The sequence below is a fragment of the Ruegeria sp. HKCCD7221 genome (assembly GCF_013031225.1).
Taxonomy (GTDB): domain Bacteria; phylum Pseudomonadota; class Alphaproteobacteria; order Rhodobacterales; family Rhodobacteraceae; genus Ruegeria.
This window is the reverse complement of record NZ_WPZE01000002.1, coordinates 404,482-419,645: the sequence shown is the minus strand read 5'-3', so window position 1 is coordinate 419,645 and position 15,164 is coordinate 404,482. Positions and strand designations below refer to the sequence as shown.

Below are 15,164 nucleotides of genomic sequence, written 5' to 3'. Positions count from 1 at the left end.
CTCAGGCGATCTCCAATATCGGGGAGCCAAGGATATCCGGGTCGGGCGTCACGCCCAAACCGTGTCCTTCAGGCGGAGCAATGCGGCCGTCTTTGCGGCTGGGCGCATCGGGGCAAAGGCGTGGCGCCACGTAAGAGGACAGATCGCAGGTGTTCATCAGCGATCCCTGCGGGGTCGAGGCCGCGAAATGCAGCGCGGCCGCGGTGACGATATCGGACCCCCATGTGCACTCGGCGCAGATTTCGGCCCCCAGATATACGGTCAGGTCCCGTGCACGGCGCATGGCCGACAGACCTCCGAACTTAGATAGTTTTAACGCCACCGCATCCATGCAGCCAAGTTCATGCGCCCGCAGCAGCGAGGCCAGATCATGTGCGTTCTCGTCGATCTTCATCGGCAGGCCAGTGGCTTGCCGGACGGCAGCACAATCTTCCAGCGTTTTGCAGGGCTGCTCCAGCATCACATCCAGATGCGCCACCGCGCGGCCCGTGCGCGTGGCCTGAAGACGCGATGCGCCGCAGTTCCAGTCGCCATAGACGATAGGGCCCTGCCCCACGGCCTCGCGCACTTTGATCAGGCGTTCAGCGTCGGCCTGCCAATCGGCTTCGACCCCAAGTTTGACCTGAAACTGGCGAACGCCTGTCTGATAGGCGGTTTGCGCGATGCGGGCCATCTCATCCGGAGCAACGCAGGTGATCGAGTGATAAAGCGGCATGTCCTTGCGCGTGCGCCCACCCAACAGCGCATAGACCGGTTGGCCCGTGGCCTGTCCAAACAAATCCCACAGCGCCAGATCGACGGCGGATTTGGCGTAGCGATGGCCTGGCAAAAACCCATCAAGTTTGCGCATCGGCGCGTCGGCCCCGAAAGGTGACATCCCGAGGATTTCCGGGGCCATTTCAGCAATCGCGGCGGGAACACCATCGGCATAGGCCGGAAGGTAGTGGGGGATCGGGCAAACCTCACCCCACCCTTTCAGGCCAGTATCTGTGATTAGGCACAGGACATGGGTTTTAACCGTGGCACAGGTTTTGCCTTCGGCCATGCGGTACGTTTCATGGCTGCTGAGGTCGACAGACCAGAGGATGAGTTTGGTAATCTTCATGCGGCGTCCATCTGGGGCAGATCGTCCAAGCCTTCGCCGCGCCACAACACATAGGTCAGGATCGGGCTGTCGGTGGTGATCATGGCATGGCTCTGCCAACTGGCATGCAAGCGGGTTTGATTGGGGGTTAGGTCGGCCTCATTTCCTTGAACGCGAAACCGCGCGCGGCCAGCGGCGATCAGGTACAGTTCTTCGGCCTTGTGGCTGTGCCAATCATAGTTCAGCCCGTCACCCCAATAGGCCACATAGCCGCGCAGTTGCGCCGAGTAGAAATGGCCGGTTGGACCGAACAGCTCGTAATATCCATAGCGATTCAGAAAATCGGCTCCGACTTCGTCTTCAGTATAGGTCTGTTTCCAGTTGGCCAGATGTGCGGTTGCGCGAATTGCCTCGGTCAGGGCTAGGGTCGGCCCGGCGTCGGGCCGGATTGCCTGCACCAGGGGAACCGCCGGAATTGCGTTTGGCGGCACATCAGCGGCAAACAGGTCGTCGGGCCAATCTCCGAACGCAGCCAGATCGGGATGCGTGTAATGCAACCGCCACGCGGCTTCGAGGACATCATCCATGGTCATGGGATCACCACAATGTTTCCAGTGTGTTGTTTCGCTATGAACGCGGCCTGCGCCTCGCGCAGTTCTTCCAGCGGATAGGTCGCGGCAAGGGCCGGTTTGATCTGACCTGCCTCGATATATTTGACGAGGTTCTGCATCACCTGCGGGTCGATGACGGTCGAGCCGGTGAAGGTCAGGTCGCGCAAATAGAAGGTGCGCAGGTCAAAATCCACCATTGGCCCTGCGATGGCACCGGAACAGGTATAGCGTCCGCCGCGTTCAAGGATGTCGATCAGGTTGGACCAATAGGGGCCACCGACCACATCGGCGACCACAGTGATTTTTTCGTCCCCCAGCGCCGCACGCAAGTTATCGGGCGCGCGCGGCAGGATTTTGTCCGGGCCAAGTGCGGCGACGTCGGCGTGCTTCGCCTCGGATGCCAGTGCAATCACCCGTGCGCCGCGCCGTTTGGCCAGTTGCACCAATGCGCCTCCGACACCGCCGGAAGCTCCGGGCACCAGAACGGTGTCATTGTCGGTGACATTGGCGCGGGTCAGCATCCCCTCGGCGGTCGAGTAGGAGCAGGAAAACGTTGCCAGTTCTGCATCCGACAGATCGGACGTGATCGGCACGGCATTCACCGCCAGAGTGGTGGCGTATTCGGCAAATCCCCCGTCCCGTTCCGAGCCGTAGTAGCCGGTTTTGTCCATATTCCCCGGGTCATCCGGGTCGCGCAACCAGCCATCTGTGATTACACGCTGACCGATGCGGGCCGGGTCGACGCCTTCGCCTACGGCGACGATATGGCCACAGATATCAGCTCCTTGGATGCGTGGGAAGGTGATCGGGTTGCCTCCCCAGGTGGGGTCTTCTTCGCCTACCTCTTCAAACGCGCCTCCGGTGGTCGCGTCAGTGACGGTCTTGGAATACCAGCCCGACCGCGTATTGACGTCCGTGTTGTTCAGACCGCAGGCGGCGACCTTGATCAGCACTTCATTGGCAGCCGGTTCGGGGCGGGGCCAGTTGGGGTGCAACACCATTTGTTCTAATCCGCCATGACCCATCGTGACCATGGCTTTCATTGTATCGGGCAGGGTCATTGCGCGGCCTCCAGTACGGTGTCAGTGCGTGGCAAAAAGCTTTGGGGATCGTAAGCCGGTTCATCCAGCACGCAGGCCACGCGGGGTCGGCCGTGGATCACGACCTGCAAGGCTGTGCCGGGTGTGGCGGCCTCGGGCTTGACGTAAGCGAAGGCGAGGATCTTGCCGACGGTATGCCCATAGGCCACCGATGCGATCGAGCCGACGACGCGGCCATCCAGCATCACCGCCTCGCCGCCATGGCCGTCGATCTCACCATCCGGTTCAATCTCCAGATAAGCGCAAACCCACGGCAGGTCGCTGTTCAGGGTCTTGTCTTTGCCCAGATACTCCTTGTCGGTGCGCGCAAAGCGCAGCACATCGGCCTCGGCCAGAGTGACCTCATTGGTCAGCTCGCCCGCGCCTTTGAAACCCTTCTCCATCCGCATCACATTCATGGCAAAGCTACCATAGTCGGCGATGCCGTGTGGTTCTCCGGCGGCCCAAAGCGCCGAGTAAACGTCCAAACAGGCGGCGTTTGGCATGTGCAACTCCCAGCCCAGTTCCCCGGCATAGGACATGCGGAAAGCCCAGACCTTGTGACCCGCGATGTCGATTTCCTGCGCCGAGAGCCAACGGAACCCGGCATTGGTCAGATCGGCATCGGTGCACCGCGCCAGCACATCCCGCGATCGGGGGCCGTTCAGTGACAAGGCAGACCAGTCAGCGGACAAAGCGTTGATCTGCACATCCTCATCCACACGCTGTTGCGTCATATGGTCCAGCAGGCGTTGTTCGAAGAAGGCCGCGCAGACCAGATAAAAGCGATCTTCGGCTATGCGGACGATGGTTGTCTCCAACTCGATCCGGCCACGGCGGTTCAGCATATGGGTCAGCGTAATCGAGCCGACCTTTTGGGGCATCCGGTTGGCGGTCAGCCGATCCAGCAACGCATAGGCGTCCGGTCCTGAAACCTCGATCTTGGTAAAGGCGGTCACATCCATGATGCCGACGCGTTCGCGCACCGCTTTGACCTCGGCTGCGACCATGTCATCGGCGGGGGTTCGGCGGAAAGAATAGTGGTCACGCTGTTCCACCCCATCCCGCGCGAACCAGCGGGGGCGTTCAAACCCATAGACCTCCTCATGGACCGCGCCCTTGGAGTTCAGCAGATCATACAAAGGCGACGGTTTGATCGGGCGCCCCTGGAGCCGGTTGAAATGCGGAAAAGGGATTTCGTGGCGCAGGCAATAGTCTTCCTCTGCCTTGATCACTTGCCAATCCTTGGTGGCATAGCTGCCGAACCGGCGCGGATCGAACTCGCGCATAGAGATATCGGCGGCCCCATGCACCATCCAGCGCGCCAACTCACGCGTCAGGCCCGGCCCCCAACCAATGCCGATCTGCGTACCGCAGCAGCACCAATAGTTCCGCACACCCGGCGCAGGCCCGATCAGCGGGTTACCATCGGGCGGATGCGAGATCGCCCCATGCACATCGCGCTGAATGCCCAACTCGGCAAAGATCGGCATCCTGTTCAGGCTTTCCTCAAGCCACGGCATCACCCGGTCGTAATCCGCGTCGAACAGCCAGTTTTCATATTCCCATGGGCAATGATCGTGCCAAACCGAGTTCGGGTTTTCTTTTTCATAAATCCCGATCAGGCCCCGATTTTGCTCCATGCGGATATAGCCCGAGACTTTGCGGTCATCGCGGATAACCGGCAATTCCTTGTCCAGATTCTGGAACTCGGGCACCGGCTCGGTCACGAAGTAATGGTGTGTCATCGAGGTCATCGGCAGTTGCAGCCCGGACCATTCGCCCATCTGACGCGCATAGGTGCCGCCCGCGTTCACCACATGCTCGCAGGTGATGGTGCCCATTTCGGTTTCAACCACCCATTCGCCATTCTCGGCCTGCGTGATGTTGGTGGCGCGACAGTTGCGGAAGATGCGGACGCTCTTTTGGCGCGCGCCCGTGGCCATCGCCATGGTCACATTGGTTGGGTCCACATGGCCGTCATCGGGCGTGTGCAGCGCGCCCAGAACACCGTCCAAGTTATAAAACGGGTGCAGCTCGGCCACCTTCTCAGGGCCAACCAGTTCAATATTGAACCCCAGCGAGCGACCCACCGACAGCGTGTGGCGCAGCCAGTCCATCTCATCCTCGGTATAGGCCAGACGGAACGAGCCGCAGCCATGCCATGTCACCGGCTGGCCGGTCTCGGCTTCCAGAGCACCGGAGTACAAACCGATATTGTAATCCACGCATTTCCCCAAACCAAAGCTTGAGGTCGAATGCGTGATCTGGCCCGCCGCGTGCCATGTGCTGCCGCTGGTCAGTTCGGCCTTTTCCAGCAGGACGGTATCCTCGCCCCAGCCTTCATGCGCCAGATGATAGGCTAGACCGACCCCCATGACGCCGCCTCCAACGATGACCACGCGGGCGTGGGTGGGCAATTTCTTCTCGGACATGACATTTCCTCTTCCCGAGTCGCTTTTCTGCTCGACAGGCTAATTCCACATTTGTACCATCGTCAATCATGAATGACACAAATGTATCATCCACCGTATTGGATCGTCTCAGTGAAGAATGGGACGCCCTGACGCCCGAGGCACAGAAGGCCGCGCGCTATGTGCTGGAAAACCCCACGGATGTCGGGGTTTCGACGGTGCGCGAGATCGCCGAAGCCGCCAAGGTCAAGCCCAACACCTTTGTCCGCATGGCGCGGCAAGTGGGCTTCGAAGGTTATGAGGATTTCCGCGCGCCCTTCCGCGATGCGATTCGGCGCGGTGGTATATCCTTTCCCGATCGCGCCCGCTGGTTGCAGGATATCGGCAAATCGGGTGAACTGGGCGGGCTTTATGCCGATATGGTCGGTGCTGCGATCCGCAATATCGAGGACACCTTTGCCGGGATCGACGCCGCCCGCCTGAAGGCGGCCGCCGAGGATATCTGGAACTGTCGCCAGATCTTTACCCTGGGCGTCGGCGTGAACAACTCGAACGCGCGCAACTTCACCTATCTGGCGTCGACGGGGATGAAGCAGTTCTATGCCATACCGCGGCCCGGATCGACCCCCGTGGACGATCTGGCCTGGGCGGATGAGCAGGACGTGCTGATCGCCATCACCTGCCACCCATACCGGACCGAGGTGATCGACGCGATCAAACTGGCCCGGCAACAGGGGCTGACCGTCATCGGCATCTCGGACAGCCCCGCCAGTCCGGTGATCCTGAACGCGCAGCACGGCTTTGTCGTGGCGGCCGACACGCCGCAATTCTTCCCTTCTTCCGTCTCGACCATCGCTTTGCTGGAAACGCTGCTGTCCTTTGTGGTGGCTGTGTCCAGCGATGAAATCGTCGACAGGGTCGAGAAGTTTCACCAACGCAGGCACCACCTTGGTCTTTACGCAGAGGAGCCCGAATGAACGCCCCCCTGACCCATTCACTGGACGCGCGATACTATACCGACCCTGCGATCTTCGTGCAGGAAATGCAGGGGCTTTTGGCGCGAACCTGGCAATTCGCGGGCCACGTGGCGCAGGTGCGCGAACCCGGCGATTACTTCGCCTTCGAGATTGCGGGCCAGAACCTGTTCTGCATTCGCGGTCGTGACGGTGAAATCCGCACGTTTTACAACGTCTGCCAGCACCGGGCGCATGAGATGGTCAGCGGCGCGGGCAATACCCGCGTTGTCGTCTGCCCCTATCATTCCTGGACCTATGAGCTGTCAGGCCAGTTGCGCGCCGGACCAAACATCAAATCAGTTCCCGGTTTCGACCGCAGCGCCATTTGCCTGACTTCGGTGCGGACCGAGGTGTTCAACGGTTTCATCTTCGTCAACCTCGACGATGACGCCGCGCCCATGGACGACTGGTACCCCGGCGTGCGCGAGGAAATCCGTGCCTTTGTTCCACAGATCGACGATCTGGAACCGCTGGAATGGGTGGAAATCCAAGAAAACTGCAACTGGAAAGTCAGCATCGAGAACTATTCGGAATGCTACCACTGCCCGACCAACCACCCAACCTTTGCCGAAGGCGTCGTCAAGCCCGAGACATATGACATCCAGCCCGATGCGGGCGGCGGCTATGTCCTGCGTCATACGACCGAGTGTCAGAGCCTCGACAAGATGACCTACCCGATCGACATGTCTGTACCGCACGCGGGCGATTATCAATCGTGGTTTCTTTGGCCGATGTTCTCGTTCCAATGCTATCCGGGCAACGTGCTTAACACCTATCATTGGCGCGCACATGACGCCGATCACTGCACCGTCTGGCGCGGCTGGTACACCGAGGGCGGGTCCGAAAGCGCGGTGATCCGGCAACTTGCCGTCCAAGACCGCGAAACCACTGTCGAAGAGGATATCCGTCTGGTCGAATCCGTTCATCGCGGTCTGAAGTCCCGCGGCTACCGCCCCGGACCATTGGTCTTGGACCCCGGTTGTGGTGTGATGTCAGAACACTCAATTGCTCGGTTGCAGCAATGGATGCGCGAAGCCGTGGACTGAAGACCTGCACAACAGATCGAGACCCGAAAAAACAGAGGATAATATGGCAGATATTTTCGACGAAGACCTGTTCCTGAAAGGGTTGGAACAACGCAAAAGCACTCTGGGCGCGGAGTATGTCGAGAAGAACCTAGCCGCAGCCGATGACTTCACCCGCCCGTTTCAAGAGGCCATGACCGCATGGTGCTGGGGCTTTGGCTGGGGCGATGACGTGATCGACGCCAAGACGCGCTCGATGATGAACCTGTCGATGATCGGTGCGTTAGGCAAGATGCACGAATGGGAGATCCACTGTAAAGGCGCGATCAACAACGGTGTAACCCCCGAAGAAATTCGCGCCATTATTCACGTGATCGGCATATACTGCGGCGTCCCACAGGCGTTGGAGTGCTTCCGCGTCGCGCGTAAGGTTCTGGGATACGCATAACCGACGTGATGCGCGGCAGGTCCGAGGCCATTCGCGGGATCAGGCGGTCTCGGCGCTTAAACTGCCAGTAATGCCTGCCTCGCAAAAACTCAGCAGATTCTCGATCATGTCCTGAGCCTTGGGCCCACCCTCGGAACCGGACAGGGCCGAAATACGCCAGTCGGACGTACACAGGGCCAGCATCGCAGACACCGCATAGACCAGTGACGCGGACACGCGGTTTGGATCGGCATTGGGGAACCGTGCACACAAGGCTTGAACCGCGAAAGACGCAGCGGGGTCGAAATGCACCTTTGCCAGCGCCCGCCAGCGCGTATCCGCGGACACCATCGCCACGATACGCGCATAAGCCAGCCATTGCGGATCACCACCGAACGCGCGCGTGATCAGCGGTTGCATATAGGCCGCGACAAAGTCCCTGACCTGCCAATCCTGGCCCTCCAGCGCCTTGATCGCGGTCAGGCGTTCTTCGGAAAGAACAGAGGCACGGCGCGCGACGATCCGTTCAAACAGTTCTTCTTTCGGGCCACCGTGAAAATTCACGTTCGCCTTCTGAACCTGTGCCCGCTCTGCGATGTCCCGAATCGATGCGCCTTCGAATCCCCGTTCGGAAAAAACCTGCTCGGCAGCGTCCAAGATTCGCTCTCGCGCAGCTACAGATCGCTGCGACGGCGCCCTTTTTCTTTCTTTTACAGCGTGTTGCGACATCTCAAAAATCAGTTTGCCTTATTTAGAACGATCGTTCAAGGTAAATGACGTCGCAGGAGGAGAGACGCATGGAGCAGGTGCAGTTTGGAGCGGGCCAGCCGGTAAAGGTGAAGGCCCGCCCGGAAGATAGTTTTGCGCTTATCGGGGCCGGGCCCATGGGTCTTGCGATGGCAAAAACGCTCATCGAGCAGGGCGTGCTGTTTCAAGGATTTGAACTGGCAGATGATGTGGGTGGTCTGTGGAACGTTGATGCACCTCGGTCCACGATGTACGAGACCGCCCACCTCATTTCTTCGAAACGCATGACTGAATTCGCAGATTTCCCGATGCTTGAGGAAACGGCCGAATATCCGTCGCACCGCGAGTTGAAGACCTATTTTCAGGACTTCGCCACCGCGTTCGATTTGTATCATCACTTCCACTTCGGTGCCGAGGTTCTAAGCACCAAGCCGCTGGACAAAGGTGGGTGGGAGGTCCGCTGGCGCGACAAATCCGGCACCGAGCAAACACAGACGTTCGCGGGCGTTCTGATCGCCAACGGAACCCTGTCGGAACCTAATATGCCAGAGTTTGAAGGTAGGTTCACCGGTGAATTCATCCACGCGTCGCAGTATCGCTATCCAACGCAGTTTGCGGGCAAAAGGGTTCTTGTCATCGGCGCGGGAAACTCGGGCTGTGATATTGCAGTTGATGCGATCCACCATGGGGTTTCGTGCGACATTTCCATGCGTCGCGGGTACTACTTTGTTCCGAAATACGTCTTCGGCAAACCAGCTGACACGATGGGCGGGAAAATTCGCCTTCCGATGTGGCTGAAGCGCAAGGTGGATGGTGCAATTCTAAAATGGTTTGTGGGGAACCCTCAGAAATACGGGTTTCCAAAACCGGATTACGAACTGTACGAGTCCCACCCCATCGTGAATTCGCTTATCCTGTTTCACGCCGGGCATGGCGACCTGAAAGTCCGCCCTGACATTGCACGGTTTGACGGCAAGACCGTTCACTTCCGGGATGGCAGTTCGGCCGAGTACGACATGATTCTTGCGGCGACCGGGTACAAGCTGCATTACCCGTTCATCGCCAATTCGCTTCTGAACTGGACAGGCGACGCACCGCATCTTTACCTGAACTGTATGCATCCTGAACGGGATGACGTGTTTGTTCTAGGCATGATCGAAGCATCCGGGCTGGGCTGGCAGGGCCGGCATGAGCAGGCCGAAATGATCGCTCGGTATATTTCCGGGTTGCGGTCCGGAAACACGGCAGCAGAAGCGATCCGCGCAACCAAGGCCGAAGGGTTCGAGCGGGCAACGGGCGGCATGAACTATATCGACCTGCCCCGCATGGCCTATTACGTCGACAAGGCAACCTATCGGCGCGAAGTGACGGGCCAGATCGCGGCTCTTAGGGCGGCAGAAAAATGAACGGGATCGACCAGGTCACACTGAACTTCGACGCGAGCAACCTGAAGCTGTTGAACGCCATCCTCGCCGTCGTCATGTTTTCAATCGCGCTGGACCTAAGGTTTGATGATTTTCGGCGGGTGGCTCGGGGGCCCAAGCCCCTGATCGTCGGACTGACTTCGCAGTTCGTCGTTTTACCCGCCCTGACATTCCTGATGATCGTCGCGTTAAAGCCCATGCCCTCTGTCGCGATGGGGCTTATTCTTGTTGCGGCATGTCCTGGTGGGAACATCTCGAATTTCATGACCCATCGTGCAAAGGGCAATGTCGCGCTGTCCGTGTCGATGACAGCTTTCGCAACCGTCGCAGCGATCATCATCACGCCCGCAAATATCGCGTTCTGGGGCAATCTCTATGGCCCGACCCGTGAAATCCTGCAGCGCACTGAAATCGACCCGGTCGCGGTGGCAATCACCGTAGGGTTCATGCTAATCCTGCCGCTGATCCTGGGAATGTTTGTGAACGCGCGCTTTACACGGTTCGCCGATCGCATTCGCCGACCGATGCAGTGGCTGTCGATGGCCATCTTCGTTGCGTTCATTGTCGTCGCATTGGCGGCGAACTGGGACAACTTCCTTCAGGTTGCCGGGGCCATCATCGGGCTGGTCATCCTGCACAACGCCCTGGCCTTTCTGGGCGGCTACTTCACCGCCACCGCGGGCGGCCTGTCCGAGCGCGATCGTCGCTCGGTCACGATCGAAACTGGAATCCAGAACTCGGGGCTAGGGCTGATCCTGATCTTCGCCTTCTTCGGTGGCTTGGGCGGCATGGCCGTTGCCGCAGCCCTATGGGGTATCTGGCACGCAATATCGGGCATCGCCCTTGCCGCGTTCTTCGCAAGACGAGAGATTCCGCAATGACCCGGATTCTGATCACAGGTGCAGCCGGAGCCGTTGGCACGGCGCTGCTGCACCGACTTGGCCCCCGATCTGATCTTGAGATCATCGCGACCGACATTCGGGAACCTTCGAACCTGCCCGCAAATGCGCGGTTCAGAAAAATGAACGTGACCAGAAATGACCCTCAATCCGTTATCCTCGAAGAGCGTCCTCATACGATTGTACATCTTGCCTCTATCGTAACACCCGGTCCGAATTCGACCCGCGAACTGGAATACAGGGTTGATGTCGAAGGCACGCGCAATGTTCTGGACGCAGCAATCGGTGCAGGCACCCGGCGACTGGTGGTAACATCGTCTGGGGCGGCCTATGGATATTACGAAGACAACCCCGTTCCGCTAAAGGAAACGGACGCGATCCGAGGCAACGAAGAGTTTGCCTATTCCTGGCACAAACGTCTGGTCGAACAGATGCTGGCCGAGGCCAGATACTCTGCGCCGGATCTGCAACAGGTCATCCTGCGCGTTGGCACGGTACTTGGTGCAAATATCGAAAACCAAATCACCGCCCTGTTCCGCAAGCCCCGCCTTTTGGGCCTGAAAGGATCGGACAGCCCATTTGTCTTTATCTGGGACAAGGATCTGGCGGAAATCCTGGTGCGGGCCGCGACTGACAGTCCCGCCGGTATCTTCAACGTATCCGGCAACGGATCGCTGACCATTTCACAGATCGCGTCGGCGATGGGAAAGTCGGTTCGATGGTTACGGCCTGGGCTGCTCAAAGCTGCGCTAACATTTGCGCGCCCTCTGGGTCTATCGCGCTATGGCCCTGAACAGGTGCGTTTTCTGCTGTACCGCCCTGTGCTGGACAATTCCGCGCTTAGGACAAGTTTCGGATATGAGCCCGAGCTTTCCAGCGCAGAGGCATTTCAACGCTGGTGGGAGGCCGCACAATGACACAAACCGCAGTGATAACCGGCGGCGCGGGTGGACTAGGCCGAGCCCTGTCTGCGGCGCTGCGTGCCCAAGGGTGGCACACCGTACTGATCGACCTTCCGGGCCCCGAGCTAGACTCTTATGCCCGCTTGGACGGCGTGACCACATTCGCCTGCGACCTGACCCAACCAGACCAGATCAAAAAGACCTGCACCCAGGTCATTGAATCCTGCGCGTCGATTGATCTGGTGATTTACAACGCGGGCGTTTCGCAGATCTCTGCCTTCGCCGAATGCGATATGGCCTCACACCGAAATCTCTTCGAGATCAATTATTTCGCGGCAGTCGACTGTGCCAGGCAGTTTCTGCACCCTTTGCGACAGTCCAAGGGAACTCACTTGGCCATATCCTCGGTTGCCGGGTTTGCGCCGCTTTTTCATCGTACTGCCTATGCCGCCAGCAAGCACGCGCTTGAAGGGTTCTTCAAATCGCTTGGCGCAGAAGAAATCAAGCATGGTGTAAGTGTCAGCATCGCCGCACCTTCGTTTGTAGCCACCAACATCGGACGCCCCGATGCGGCACAAAGCGGGTTTGTCAGGCCGGGTTCAGCCTCGGACGGCGTTGACTATATGGAGCCTGAGGACGCAGCCCGCGTCATCCTTCGCGGCTATGCCCGAGGCAAGCGGTTTATCCCCGTGGGCCGCGTGGCGCGGCTGGCCAATATCGTGAACCGCATTGCGCCGGGTTTTTACTTTTCCCAAATGTTGCGCACGATCGCCAAGGACCATCCGACCTGATCCGGTGCGCCGCGGGTCAGGTATCTATTTTTCCATCACCGGACATCAATATCGCGATAGGTTTTGTGGCGGGGATGTTGGACATCACGATCATAATGCAGACGGTTATCGGGACGCTCATCAAAGCCCCTGCGACACCCCAGATTGCCGTCCAAAACGTAAGCGCAAGAATAACCATGAAGGGTGACAAATTCAGACTTCGCCCCAAAAGCATGGGCTCCAGGATATTGCCAACAGAAAACTGGACCGCGCCGCACCCGCCCAACACGATCAAAAGCGGGATGACTTCTTCAAATTGAACCAGCGCCACCACTGTCGGCAACGCCACGCCAATAATCGAACCCACTGTTGGAATGAAGTTCAGTATGAAGGCAAGAACGGCCCATGTTTCCGCGAAATCCAACCCCACCGAAGCCATCACCAGATAGCTTCCAAAACCTGTAAGAGCGCTGGCGAAGGTCTTGATGCCGACATACCGCTGAACGCTGTCGGATGTTCGATCCAGAATACGCCTTACCTTCTCGGCGGTTTCTTCATCTTTGACCGCCAGCTTGATCTTTGCACGCATCGGGGTGCGCTCGATCAGCATGAAGGGGACATAGAGTAAAACCAGAAAGAACGCGCTGAGGAAGGCACCGGCTGACCCGATCACACCCTGCGCGAACCCCGACAGGTTGATCTGCTTCAACGCCTTGAGCGCGGCCGCATAGTTGTCTTGCCCCACCAACGAAACCACGCGCGCCAGAATACCTGTCAGTTTTTCTTCATACCGCGGAAAAGCTTGCGAGACTTCGCCCGCCTGACTGGACAGGATCGACAGCACAACGCCAACCCCCATTATCACGAGCGCAATGGCCGCAAGTTGCGCAATCCATTTGGGAATTGTCCGCCCCCCAAGCCTGACCCTGCCGATTTGATCCGACGTGGCCGTCAGCAGAACGAACAAAAGAACTGCAAAAGACAGCGGCACCAGAACCGAGGACGCAAGCACCAGCGACGCAACGAAGAAAAACAAAAACGCGACCAGATGATACCAGAAAGCCAGTCCCCGAAAGTATGACGAGGGCGTGCCGGGTTGCTTGGTCTTATTCATACACAGGCTCCGTCCACAGGTTGCCAGAACTTTAAGACATTACTTTCGGACGTATTTGGCCTTTTCACGAGACATCTGACAAGGGCCACTCAGCAGCCGGTAAGTTCGGCTGTTTGGCCCCTGCGGTGAACTGCACTCCGAAAAGTGCCCGGGCGACCGCGACTGCCCGTTATTGAAATTCAGACTTTCGCTGATCAAAACTCGCAATCAGTCGCCATGCGACGTCACCCTCTCTTGACGGCAGAGGCTGAAAAGAAGGGGCGAAGGCGCGGGAACACGCGTTGCGTCAGGCGCATCAGGCGTTTTCCGCGCATACCGCGATAGATGATTTCCCGTGTCTCAAGATCAAAATGCTCAAGAAATTCTATGACATCGCGTGTCGTGTATTCGCGAACATGGCCCATATGGCCCAATGTGCGCAGCTTGCTGAATTCCTCATAGGGATCGGGGCAAACAAACGCGCTTCGGTTTGACAGAACCAGATTTCGAATACCCGCCAAACTTTGCAGGTTTGGGGTCGAAAGAAATAATTGCCCGCCGGGTTTCAGCACGCGGGCCACTTCACTGATTGTGAATATCGGATCAATACGCAGATGTTCAAAAACCTCGTTGAAAATCACAACATCCGCGACGCCACCGTCAAGCGGCACGGGATCCCTCTCAATATCGCATTTCAAAATCTCAAGCGATCCGGTTGCTTCCGTGATCCGGTCAGGTTCAAGATCAAGCCCGATGACCTTAAATCCCGCCGACTGCGCTGCATGTGTCAATAGACAAGGCGCCGACCCGAATTCGACAACCGTGGCACCGTCAGCCGCATTTTCCCGAAGCATCCTCAGGTCGATCGCCAGCCGCTTTCTGTGATTGAGAGTATATTGCGTGAACCAATCGCTGATCGCCTCTGACGGGCGCAACTTCTCATAGGCCGCATCTATCAGAGCAATATCTGCCTCGGTGAAATCTGGCTCAATTGATCGCTTCATGCGCTGTTAACCCTCCCGTTGGGGCAATGACCGGCTTTCTCAACTCGACCAGCCCGCGCATCTCCCCAATTCCAGAAATCTGATATTCCAACAGCGGTTTGATGGCCACCTGCATTATGACGCGCATATCAAGTATTAGCCGCCGCCGTCGTTTGTTGCAGATCGAAACTCTGTCAGCGCTTTACGGGCTGGGCACTTACACTCATGAAAAAAGAGCGACGATCCAGCTTCTATCTCGTCTTCATTTTTTTGATTTTCGCGCCGGTTGATGGCGGAGACGAAGGGATTCGAACCCTCGAGACGGTTTCCCGCCTACTCCCTTAGCAGGGGAGCGCCTTCGACCACTCGGCCACGTCTCCGCTGGCGGGTATATCCTTGCCTGCGCACCAGATACAAGGCGATTTTCCTGCGCTTCGCCAATTTTCTAAAAACCGACACTCATTTGATATTCCAAGCTGGGTCACATGCGAATGCATGGCAGAGCAGCCCCCGCTCGATATGCGCCCAAGCCAATGAAAAACATGCAGAAAGTCAGGATACTTGCCAAAAGCACGATGTTTAAGGCATATTTGGTCAGACATATTTTAAGCCATATCAATAAAAAGACTGATTTTTCAGAGGTTCAAACCGGGCAGTGAGCACATCGCTCACGACATATTCTATTTGGGG

The 15,164-nt window shown here is 58.1% G+C and carries 15 protein-coding genes and 1 tRNA gene; 7 read left to right on the top strand and 9 right to left on the bottom strand.

Going from position 1 to position 15,164, the window contains the following annotated elements; translation table 11 throughout:
* Position 1 precedes the first annotated feature (1 nt).
* Genes GOX73_RS07690 through GOX73_RS07675 form a run of 4 tightly spaced genes read right to left on the bottom strand, consistent with a single transcriptional unit; the run spans position 2 to position 5,209 of the window.
* Entirely contained in the window at positions 2-1,105 is a 1,104-nt protein-coding gene (locus GOX73_RS07690) for a mandelate racemase/muconate lactonizing enzyme family protein (RefSeq protein WP_171124274.1), read from the bottom strand.
* A complete protein-coding gene (locus GOX73_RS07685; protein ID WP_171122780.1) occupies positions 1,102-1,677 on the bottom strand; it encodes a dimethylsulfonioproprionate lyase family protein in 576 nt (191 codons plus the stop codon). Before GOX73_RS07685 ends, GOX73_RS07690 begins: the two co-directional genes overlap by 4 nt.
* A complete protein-coding gene (locus GOX73_RS07680) occupies positions 1,674-2,756 on the bottom strand; it encodes an alcohol dehydrogenase family protein (RefSeq protein WP_254429138.1) in 1,083 nt (360 codons plus the stop codon). Before GOX73_RS07680 ends, GOX73_RS07685 begins: the two co-directional genes overlap by 4 nt.
* The gene (locus GOX73_RS07675; RefSeq protein WP_171124271.1) at positions 2,753-5,209 is read right to left on the bottom strand and encodes an FAD-dependent oxidoreductase; all 2,457 of its coding nucleotides are present in this window, start codon (positions 5,207-5,209) and stop codon (positions 2,753-2,755) included. Before GOX73_RS07675 ends, GOX73_RS07680 begins: the two co-directional genes overlap by 4 nt.
* 68 nt (positions 5,210-5,277) lie before the next feature.
* On the opposite strand from GOX73_RS07675, the gene GOX73_RS07670 reads away from it, so the two are divergent.
* Genes GOX73_RS07670 through GOX73_RS07660 form a run of 3 tightly spaced genes read left to right on the top strand, consistent with a single transcriptional unit; the run spans position 5,278 to position 7,677 of the window.
* A complete protein-coding gene (locus GOX73_RS07670) occupies positions 5,278-6,165 on the top strand; it encodes a MurR/RpiR family transcriptional regulator (RefSeq protein ID WP_171124269.1) in 888 nt (295 codons plus the stop codon).
* Positions 6,162-7,250, top strand: a complete 1,089-nt coding sequence (locus GOX73_RS07665) for an aromatic ring-hydroxylating dioxygenase subunit alpha (protein WP_171124267.1) — start codon at positions 6,162-6,164, stop codon at positions 7,248-7,250. Before GOX73_RS07670 ends, GOX73_RS07665 begins: the two co-directional genes overlap by 4 nt.
* A gap of 43 nt (positions 7,251-7,293) precedes the next feature.
* The gene (locus GOX73_RS07660) at positions 7,294-7,677 is read left to right on the top strand and encodes a carboxymuconolactone decarboxylase family protein (RefSeq protein WP_171122788.1); all 384 of its coding nucleotides are present in this window, start codon (positions 7,294-7,296) and stop codon (positions 7,675-7,677) included.
* Positions 7,678-7,716: 39 nt separating this feature from the next.
* Here GOX73_RS07660 and GOX73_RS07655 read toward each other — a convergent pair whose 3' ends face one another.
* A complete protein-coding gene (locus tag GOX73_RS07655) occupies positions 7,717-8,313 on the bottom strand; it encodes a TetR/AcrR family transcriptional regulator (protein WP_254429137.1) in 597 nt (198 codons plus the stop codon).
* A 140-nt stretch (positions 8,314-8,453) separates the two neighbouring features.
* Here GOX73_RS07655 and GOX73_RS07650 point away from each other — a divergent pair, with 140 nt between their 5' ends.
* From GOX73_RS07650 to GOX73_RS07635, 4 genes are read left to right on the top strand one after another with little or no spacing between them, the layout of a single operon-like run.
* Complete coding sequence (locus GOX73_RS07650) at positions 8,454-9,809, top strand: NAD(P)/FAD-dependent oxidoreductase (RefSeq protein WP_171124262.1); 1,356 nt, start codon at positions 8,454-8,456, stop codon at positions 9,807-9,809.
* Positions 9,806-10,708: a bile acid:sodium symporter family protein gene (locus GOX73_RS07645; protein ID WP_171124260.1), complete on the top strand. Its 903-nt coding sequence runs from the start codon at positions 9,806-9,808 to the stop codon at positions 10,706-10,708. Before GOX73_RS07650 ends, GOX73_RS07645 begins: the two co-directional genes overlap by 4 nt.
* A complete protein-coding gene (locus tag GOX73_RS07640; protein WP_171124259.1) occupies positions 10,705-11,643 on the top strand; it encodes an SDR family oxidoreductase in 939 nt (312 codons plus the stop codon). The genes GOX73_RS07645 and GOX73_RS07640 overlap by 4 nt, the downstream gene beginning before the upstream one ends.
* Positions 11,640-12,419, top strand: a complete 780-nt coding sequence (locus GOX73_RS07635) for an SDR family oxidoreductase (RefSeq protein ID WP_171124257.1) — start codon at positions 11,640-11,642, stop codon at positions 12,417-12,419. The genes GOX73_RS07640 and GOX73_RS07635 overlap by 4 nt, the downstream gene beginning before the upstream one ends.
* 16 nt (positions 12,420-12,435) lie before the next feature.
* Here the strand turns inward: GOX73_RS07635 and GOX73_RS07630 are convergent, their stop codons facing one another.
* The 4 genes from GOX73_RS07630 to GOX73_RS07620 all read right to left on the bottom strand — a co-directional run bounded on the left by GOX73_RS07630 (position 12,436) and on the right by GOX73_RS07620 (position 14,854).
* Positions 12,436-13,512: an AI-2E family transporter gene (locus tag GOX73_RS07630; protein WP_171122801.1), complete on the bottom strand. Its 1,077-nt coding sequence runs from the start codon at positions 13,510-13,512 to the stop codon at positions 12,436-12,438.
* Positions 13,513-13,736: 224 nt separating this feature from the next.
* Complete coding sequence (locus GOX73_RS07625; protein WP_171124255.1) at positions 13,737-14,495, bottom strand: bifunctional 2-polyprenyl-6-hydroxyphenol methylase/3-demethylubiquinol 3-O-methyltransferase UbiG; 759 nt, start codon at positions 14,493-14,495, stop codon at positions 13,737-13,739.
* The gene (locus GOX73_RS20920; protein WP_256367678.1) at positions 14,479-14,610 is read right to left on the bottom strand and encodes a hypothetical protein; all 132 of its coding nucleotides are present in this window, start codon (positions 14,608-14,610) and stop codon (positions 14,479-14,481) included. Before GOX73_RS20920 ends, GOX73_RS07625 begins: the two co-directional genes overlap by 17 nt.
* Positions 14,611-14,764: 154 nt before the next feature.
* Positions 14,765-14,854: transfer RNA gene (locus GOX73_RS07620), tRNA-Ser, on the bottom strand.
* Positions 14,855-15,164 lie beyond the last annotated feature (310 nt).

Excerpts from the sequence above, each read along its gene's own strand:
- GOX73_RS07645 (WP_171124260.1), top strand. The coding sequence starts at position 9,806 with ATGAACGGGATCGACCAGGTCACACTGAACTTCGACGCGAGCAACCTG.
- GOX73_RS07630 (WP_171122801.1), bottom strand. The coding sequence starts at position 13,512 with ATGAATAAGACCAAGCAACCCGGCACGCCCTCGTCATACTTTCGGGGA.
- GOX73_RS07625 (WP_171124255.1), bottom strand. The coding sequence starts at position 14,495 with ATGAAGCGATCAATTGAGCCAGATTTCACCGAGGCAGATATTGCTCTG.
- GOX73_RS20920 (WP_256367678.1), bottom strand. The coding sequence starts at position 14,610 with ATGCAGGTGGCCATCAAACCGCTGTTGGAATATCAGATTTCTGGAATT.
- GOX73_RS07660 (WP_171122788.1), top strand. The coding sequence starts at position 7,294 with ATGGCAGATATTTTCGACGAAGACCTGTTCCTGAAAGGGTTGGAACAA.
- GOX73_RS07675 (WP_171124271.1), bottom strand. The coding sequence starts at position 5,209 with ATGTCCGAGAAGAAATTGCCCACCCACGCCCGCGTGGTCATCGTTGGA.
- GOX73_RS07640 (WP_171124259.1), top strand. The coding sequence starts at position 10,705 with ATGACCCGGATTCTGATCACAGGTGCAGCCGGAGCCGTTGGCACGGCG.
- GOX73_RS07665 (WP_171124267.1), top strand. The coding sequence starts at position 6,162 with ATGAACGCCCCCCTGACCCATTCACTGGACGCGCGATACTATACCGAC.
- GOX73_RS07685 (WP_171122780.1), bottom strand. The coding sequence starts at position 1,677 with ATGACCATGGATGATGTCCTCGAAGCCGCGTGGCGGTTGCATTACACG.
- GOX73_RS07650 (WP_171124262.1), top strand. The coding sequence starts at position 8,454 with ATGGAGCAGGTGCAGTTTGGAGCGGGCCAGCCGGTAAAGGTGAAGGCC.
- GOX73_RS07670 (WP_171124269.1), top strand. The coding sequence starts at position 5,278 with ATGAATGACACAAATGTATCATCCACCGTATTGGATCGTCTCAGTGAA.
- GOX73_RS07690 (WP_171124274.1), bottom strand. The coding sequence starts at position 1,105 with ATGAAGATTACCAAACTCATCCTCTGGTCTGTCGACCTCAGCAGCCAT.
- GOX73_RS07680 (WP_254429138.1), bottom strand. The coding sequence starts at position 2,756 with ATGACCCTGCCCGATACAATGAAAGCCATGGTCACGATGGGTCATGGC.
- GOX73_RS07635 (WP_171124257.1), top strand. The coding sequence starts at position 11,640 with ATGACACAAACCGCAGTGATAACCGGCGGCGCGGGTGGACTAGGCCGA.